This window comes from Haloferax sp. s1 (assembly GCF_058382125.1).
The window spans coordinates 1-6,611 of the sequence record NZ_JBZRPK010000522.1; the positions used below are offsets into that span (position 1 = coordinate 1).

Sequence of the window (6,611 nt, forward strand, 5' to 3'; positions counted from 1 at the left end):
CTCGATGCTTCATGGGAGGGCAAAGGAGGATTGGTGGGGCGCTTACCAGGGAGTGCGGTTCACACAGTCTCCAAGTGGGAGGCGCATAATCGACGCCACAACGGAATACAGCGGGCCGACCACCGCCAAGATGAGGGCGGATTTGAGTGCTGCGCGCTTGTGGACTTTGAGTCGCTTTTTCTGTTCGGGGCTGGCGGTGAAGATCTCAGCGAGGGAATCGGCCTGCCAGATGACTGCCAACCCAATGAAGCCGAGCGTCGTCGTGATCTGGAAGAAGCCCTCGACCATCCCCGGCAATTTCTCAGCGCTGCAGACCACGCTGTCTTGTGCGGCAACTGGTTGGACAGCAGCCATCGTGAACAGGATGCACCCGATTGCGACGTGTCGGAGGATGGATCGGGAGGGCCGTCGCTGGTCGGCGGAGCGAGCGTCAGTAGGGGAGTGTGAGTCAGACATGAGGTCACTCGGTGTGGTCGTACACGAGCGCTTGGAGGTCGGCGTAGCGACTCGTCATGGTTGCAATCTCATCGAGCGAGTAGCCCAACTCACGCGCTTCGGTGAGTTGTGCGCGGAGTTTATGCGGCTCAACGTCGCGAAGTTGCATCTCGTCGCGGAGGGCTTGCCGATAGAGGGCCGATGCGTTGAGATGGTCGTTCCACCTGAGGAACAACTCATCGATGTCTTCGACGGTGACTGAGCGGGAGATCATGTGTTCGGTATCGTTCCGCACCGATTGTCTTGCGGTGCGTACATGTCAATCAGATTGATGGAATATTATATATTTACTGGCCAACATGAAGTGTGGTAGCATGCCAAATCAGATGTAAGGTTCACAAAAGAAATCTTGAAGGCAGATAGATTTGTATCGTATTCTGCTTGAGTCCTTGATTCCTACCTGACTGCCAGGCGTACTCTGGGAAGACGCACGCGTTGAGATCCTCGAAGTGAGTTCTCGGTAAACATCGTCGGACACGATTGCCGTCTAGTCATCATCAGTATGGTCACCAGCGGCCCACTCGGAGAACCGCCAGTCTATGAGAGGGTTGCGTCAATAGTTCCTGTCGTCACCACCGCGACGTCATCCCCTGTTCTAGGGTAATGCTCAAAGCTTCGGCGAGAGTTGTTTTGGAACGGAAGGATGATCGTCGTTCATCGGTCCTCACCTCGTTGCTGTGTTATCGAAATTCATTGGCCGTGATCGTCTCGAGATACTCAACGCTTACATATCGGAATTCGATACGGTCACTGAAGCCATGTTGAGGAAGGAGTGTTTCGGCCGCCCGACCCGCCGGTTTGTCGGTCGTCAAGAGAACGACGTGATCCGCCTGCTCTGTATCGAGTACCTGAGCAGCAAGCCCCACGAGTGCCGTGTCCGCTTTCTCGGTGATATCTTCGTCACGGCCAGTCTCGTTAGCGATAAACCGGCGGGCTTCGTCCATCACCGTCGAGACAAGCGGGTTGGTGTAGTCAAGTTCGTCGGCAACCACGATCCAGCCCTCCTCGAATCCATCGGGATAGGGAATATTTCCCGAGGGATACGCGTCCGCTGCCGGATCGCCACCGAGTTCTTCGTAGACGCGTTGGGGGACACGCAATGAGACACCAGCCTGTTGGAGTGCTCGACGGAGCCGTTGAAACTTGTCCTTGTCTGGCCCACCACACCGAACGAAGACACCGGTATCAGCGATATACACCGTCTTCATGCACCGGAACCGGCGTACTCAGTGGCAACTGGTTCCAGCGCCTGGAGAATGATCTCGGCTTCAAGCGGTGAAAGGTCAAGTTCCCGGGCCGCAATCCGATGGTTGACCGTCCCGTCGACGTACTCGGAGGCGTACTCGAGGGCGACAGCAAGCCCGTCGAAACCATGCCGCTCGATGTAGATGTCGATGTCCTCGTCTTGGTCGCGGCGGGCAACAGCGGCGATAAGTGCTGGTGTGATCGTTTGGGTTTCACCGTCTGTCGAGAGCGTAAGTGCGATCGACTCGGCATCGTATTCGTACGGACGCTGCTCACAGACTTTCTCTACTAACCCAGCTGTTTCGAGGTTCTGCATATAGTCGTAGGCAGTTCCCTGTGGAATATCGAGTTTGCCGACCAACTCGGACACGGTGACCGGTCCGTGTTGTAAGATATGGGCATACAGCCGAGCAAGTGTGGGTGTGTCGAGGAGGTCGGCCACCGTCTGAAGCTGCTGAATTGGTGGGCGGCCTGACCGGGGAGGTGATTGCGCCATTTCAATTACGAATTATCCATAATTCGTGATAAGACTTCCGGCGAAGGGCCAAAGCTCGAAACTAACTTGCCACTCACCGAAGGCCAGTCGCTCGCTGCGGCACCACCCCATTCTTGTTCTACAGAGAAAACAAGGCGAGTGCCTCAGGGCTTGATCCCGAGACGGTTCACTCTGCACCCGAGTCTGCATCTTCATACTCATCGAGATCAGGGAGATTTGCATCCCAGTCCGGATTCTCGTCGTAGTAGTCGCCCTCAAACTGCTCGCTCACGGCGGCCAAGCCAATCAAGCTCGCAGTATGTGCATCGTAGGCGTCGAGATTGATCGCCCAATACTCGCCCTTATGACGCACAAACCCCTGATTATGGAGTCGGCTAAGCGTCGTCCCAACACTTCCTCGTGGGATGTCGAGCGCCTCAGCAATCTCACCTGCTCGATACCCTGTTTCTGGAGTCGCTGCGAGGAAGCGAAGAATGGTCCGCCCATTCGTATTCGGTCCTGGAAGATCCGATGGCTGGTAATTTTCGAAATCAACGGGCATATGTAACAGTATGTAACGGGGAGTAATAGACTTGGAGGAGTAGTTGTTCCAGAGTACTCTTTGGACGCTGGAAGGTCTCGATTGACGCGTTCTCCCAATAGAAGTGTGATCAATCTGAGGTCGTTGGGAGGATACTAGTTTTTACTGGCAATAGTGGTGTGTCTGACCGAGTATCCGCAGAGTGGCGAGTTGATTCAGCAAGGAGATTGTTGATAGACAAAGACGACTCAGTATCCGCATTTTACGGCGGTACAAGGTGTTGTGGCTCCGCGCCAACTGATGAGTTTCCTACTGAAGCCACCGAGTGGCAGTGTCAGCAGGAACATCGGAGTGAATCTGGCCCCAGCAAAAAATGCCGCACCGTCAGTTGGACCGAAGCTCGAGTGAATCAGGGATGTACGGTTCGATACTGCGAAGGACTCCTACTACTTTCAGGGTTTCTTCTATCGATTCGAGAATGTTAGAGATGTCAGTCTTCAAGTCCCATTTCCGGTATTTTCCACCTTTCCGGCCAAGGTTCTTTTCGGTCACCGAAAGCAAGCCGAGCATTTTGAGCTCGTCAAGGTGGTCAGATACCCAGCGAGAAGTATGGGGGTCGATATCACCAGCTTCACAGATTCGCTCATACTGTGGGTAGATCACACGTGTACGCGCAGGCATCTTGCCGTTTGCAGCCAACACACAGAGAGCATAGAGTATGTAGTGGTCGTGTTCGTGTAATCCCTGAATTCCACGCCTGACCTTCTTCGATTTCAGCCGGCTTTGTGCTCGGTTGACGTCGTCTTCGGTGACTAAGCTGCGTTTGTTTTCGCGAGCAACGTCGCCTGCCTCTAGTAGTAAGTCAAGAGCCTTACGAGCGTCACCTGCTTCTTTGGCGCCGTATGCAGCACAGAGTGGAATTACTCCTTCATCGAGTCCGTCGTCTTTGAACGCGATATCGGCACGCTGTTGGAGGACATCTTGGAGTTCAGTCGCGTCGTACGTTGGAAAGTGAAGTTGGCGTTCACACAGTGAGCTTTTGACCTTTGGTGAGAGGTCATCTGTGAATGTCAAGTCGTTTGAGATACCGATGATTCCGATCTTCGTATCGGAGACGTTCCCATTAGCATGGGCACGAGACAACTGGTACAGAATACTGTCTTCACCGGATTTGATGTGATCAACCTCGTCCAGAACGATGAGGACAGTTCCAGCTCTCGATTCCAGTTCTTCCCACAGCATCGCATATGCTTCAGACTTCGAGTAACCGGATTCAGAGATTTGTTGGGAGGCCGAGCGCATCTGGTTGACGAGTGCAATACACAGACGATAGCTCGTCTCCAGTCCGTCGCAGTTCAAAAATACCGTCCGCAGGACAAGGTCATCGTACTGTTCGGAATCTGCTTCGAGCTGCTTGAGGAAGTATTTAGTTGAGGCAGTCTTGCCGACCCCGGTCTTACCGTAGAGGAAGATGTTCTTTGGAGTCTCCCCCCAAATAACCGGCTCAAGCGCCGAGTGGTACTCTTCGAGTTCGTCATCGCGACCGACGAGAGAATTTGGAGTATACTCGTCGGTGAGTGCCCCTCTGTTGACGTAGGGGGTGTTCCCACGCTTGAACTCAAATTGGCCCATTGGTGAGGATTGTGTTGCCAAATGATATAAACCCCCCGGACCGCCTGTTCATCTGTTTCGTTTGTACACACCGTATTTCATTTGTTTCCCGAGTTGTTGTCCATATTGTCCACGGTCGACGAGACTAGTTCCCCAGCTTTTGCCCGGAGACAACTCCCAAGATATACTAGCGAAGTCCAAAAGTCGATTAGCTTGTAAACGACCACGGGTCGGGTGACCCGTGGCTTTTGTAATTCCCTCAGCCTATGTCGTAAGCACTCCACGCGAAGCGATTTCGCGGGATGAGGATGGGCGGTTTACAGAACGCCCCGACCCAGACAGGCTCACCTTCCGAACAAATGGTTGGGTTTTGCGAGTCCGGTAATTAACCGATTCAACGTCTACGCCAGCGTGTTTCGCCCACGCTCGCCACGCCACGTTCACGCTCGCGTTCCGGTCAGCATGGTCTTGCTGAACTTCACACGAATCATTCGTACATCGGAACCGCCGACCCTGACGGTATCCCCGATGACCACAACACGAACACGCCTTCGAATTGTACGGCGACTCGACCGTCTCACACGGAATCTGGTTCCATGTCGCTTTATATCGAACCTGTTGCTCGAACTTGTGGAACGGCAGTTTGTGCAGACGACGATTCATGTACGTGCCGTACTTGATGGCGTCTCGAATCCCGCTCAAGTCCTCGAACACGATGACCGGGTTCGGGAACTGTTGTGTGAACTCCACCACGACTCGGGACATCCGGTGAAGAACCCACTCGGTGTAGCGTTCTTCTTTCTCTCCGAGTTGGTGGTGGATGGAGTGTTGGCCGTGTTCTTGACAGCGTTTCGTGATGGTGTGGTGGCGTTGGCGTTCGGCTTTCACCGAGCCGTAGTCAAGCACGAGTGTTCCGAGCGTGTCCATCGTTTCACGAGTAAGAGCGGTGAGGGCGATGTTGCGCTCGTTAATATCGACGCCGACGAGTGTGTCCGCGTCTTCAGGTTCAGGCACTTCGGCTTCTGTTTTGACCGTGACGTGTAGGTAGTACACGTCATCTCGGTACAGGAGTTCGGCCTGTCCCAACGACCATTCGTCTTCAGTTAAGGCTGACTCGATGAGGTTGAGGTCTTCCGGTCGTCCTCGAAGGTGTCCTTTCACCTTCTTGTACGGCTTCGGACTCACACGGAACCGAATACGGTCAGTCTCGTCGTTTTGGGTGAGTCGATAGCCTTCGGTGTGTGCCATGACGAGCGGGTATGTTCCCTTCTTGTCCGTGGCCGGTGGCGACGGTTTCCCGACGTTGGTGTCGTCTTGGTCGTGCCACCAGTTGAGGAGTTCTTTGTAGGAGTCCCACGCTTGCAGGGCTTTCCCGACAACCGCGCACTTGTTGTTACGAAGGAAGTCCTTGCGGTCAACTTCCTTCTGAATCTTGGTGCGTGAGTAGCCGTCTTGCTTGAGTCGGAGTGTGTCGTTGGCGATGTCTCGTGCGGTGTAACGGGCATCTTTGAGCCACGACCGCTCACCAGACTCTATGCAGAGTCGAGTACGTGCGGTCTTCGTGACTTCTTCGATACCCATACCTTGACTATCGAATCAAATGATAATAAACGTAGAGATTCGAATGGGTGAATACAGGAGTCATGCACATTCGATTAGTTTGTGTAAGTATCATTTCGTGTGGTGTCCGAAGTATCGACACGGGATGTTGGAGTTAGTTCGAGACGAACTTGCGGAGTTGTTCCGGGGGACTGCCGAACGGTCCGGTCACGAGATTGTGTCGATGGAGATTGCCACCGACCACGTTCACTTGTTCGTGGAGGCCGACCCGAAATGGAGTCCTGCCGAGATTGCTAAGCAATTCAAAGGCTACTCGGGCCGAACGATTCTGAAACGCCACCCTGAACTCAAACAGCGGTACTTCTGGGGAAGTGGCCTGTGGAAGGATGGCTACTACGTCGGGACGACTGGTGCTGTTTCCGAGGACGTGGTTCGTCGGTACATCGAGGAGACGGAACATTAGGCGAGCGTACGCGATTCACCCACGGGTCAGGTGACCCGTGGAACTCTCGCTGTTTCCTTTAGAGAAATCAGGCATATCTCACCGGGTTGAAGCATCAATAATTTATCTATTGCAGAATTTCACGACGAGAGTGCTAGAACCACCTGTTCATCTGTTTCTTTTGTAGACACCACATTTCATTTGATTCGCTTGTTCAACTACACACTGATGTTGTAACAGAC

General features: G+C 53.6%; 8 protein-coding genes. 1 reads left to right on the plus strand and 7 read right to left on the minus strand.

Annotated features, from left to right (window positions below; all coding sequences use genetic code 11):
- Positions 1-42: 42 nt before the first annotated feature.
- The 7 genes from QT222_RS08690 to QT222_RS08720 form a co-directional block, all read right to left on the minus strand.
- The gene (locus QT222_RS08690; protein ID WP_491476938.1) at positions 43-456 is read right to left on the minus strand and encodes a DUF7985 family protein; all 414 of its coding nucleotides are present in this window, start codon (positions 454-456) and stop codon (positions 43-45) included.
- Between the two features lie 4 nt (positions 457-460).
- Positions 461-709 carry a hypothetical protein gene (locus tag QT222_RS08695; RefSeq protein ID WP_004968218.1) on the minus strand — a complete coding sequence of 83 codons (249 nt, stop codon included), beginning with the start codon at positions 707-709 and terminating at the stop codon, positions 461-463.
- A 466-nt stretch (positions 710-1,175) separates the two neighbouring features.
- A complete protein-coding gene (locus QT222_RS08700; protein WP_042662858.1) occupies positions 1,176-1,703 on the minus strand; it encodes a PIN domain-containing protein in 528 nt (175 codons plus the stop codon).
- Positions 1,700-2,236: a DUF7437 domain-containing protein gene (locus tag QT222_RS08705; protein WP_042662856.1), complete on the minus strand. Its 537-nt coding sequence runs from the start codon at positions 2,234-2,236 to the stop codon at positions 1,700-1,702. Before QT222_RS08705 ends, QT222_RS08700 begins: the two co-directional genes overlap by 4 nt.
- Before the next feature lie 166 nt (positions 2,237-2,402).
- A complete protein-coding gene (locus QT222_RS08710) occupies positions 2,403-2,777 on the minus strand; it encodes a MarR family transcriptional regulator (protein WP_042662855.1) in 375 nt (124 codons plus the stop codon).
- A 363-nt stretch (positions 2,778-3,140) separates the two neighbouring features.
- Positions 3,141-4,388 (minus strand): orc1/cdc6 family replication initiation protein, encoded by a 1,248-nt coding sequence (locus QT222_RS08715; RefSeq protein WP_004968215.1) that lies wholly within the window; start codon positions 4,386-4,388, stop codon positions 3,141-3,143.
- Between the two features lie 243 nt (positions 4,389-4,631).
- A complete protein-coding gene (locus tag QT222_RS08720; RefSeq protein WP_491476939.1) occupies positions 4,632-5,948 on the minus strand; it encodes an RNA-guided endonuclease TnpB family protein in 1,317 nt (438 codons plus the stop codon).
- Positions 5,949-5,991: 43 nt separating this feature from the next.
- Here QT222_RS08720 and tnpA point away from each other — a divergent pair, with 43 nt between their 5' ends.
- Positions 5,992-6,390, plus strand: coding sequence for an IS200/IS605 family transposase (gene tnpA, locus QT222_RS08725; RefSeq protein ID WP_491476940.1), 399 nt, complete (start codon positions 5,992-5,994; stop codon positions 6,388-6,390).
- The last annotated feature ends 221 nt before the right edge of the window (positions 6,391-6,611 follow it).

Coding starts and splice junctions, on each gene's coding strand:
- QT222_RS08720 (WP_491476939.1), bottom strand. CDS start 5,948: ATGGGTATCGAAGAAGTCACGAAGACCGCACGTACTCGACTCTGCATA.
- QT222_RS08700 (WP_042662858.1), bottom strand. CDS start 1,703: ATGAAGACGGTGTATATCGCTGATACCGGTGTCTTCGTTCGGTGTGGT.
- QT222_RS08695 (WP_004968218.1), bottom strand. CDS start 709: ATGATCTCCCGCTCAGTCACCGTCGAAGACATCGATGAGTTGTTCCTC.
- tnpA (WP_491476940.1), top strand. CDS start 5,992: ATGGGTGAATACAGGAGTCATGCACATTCGATTAGTTTGTGTAAGTAT.
- QT222_RS08715 (WP_004968215.1), bottom strand. CDS start 4,388: ATGGGCCAATTTGAGTTCAAGCGTGGGAACACCCCCTACGTCAACAGA.
- QT222_RS08710 (WP_042662855.1), bottom strand. CDS start 2,777: ATGCCCGTTGATTTCGAAAATTACCAGCCATCGGATCTTCCAGGACCG.
- QT222_RS08705 (WP_042662856.1), bottom strand. CDS start 2,236: ATGGCGCAATCACCTCCCCGGTCAGGCCGCCCACCAATTCAGCAGCTT.
- QT222_RS08690 (WP_491476938.1), bottom strand. CDS start 456: ATGTCTGACTCACACTCCCCTACTGACGCTCGCTCCGCCGACCAGCGA.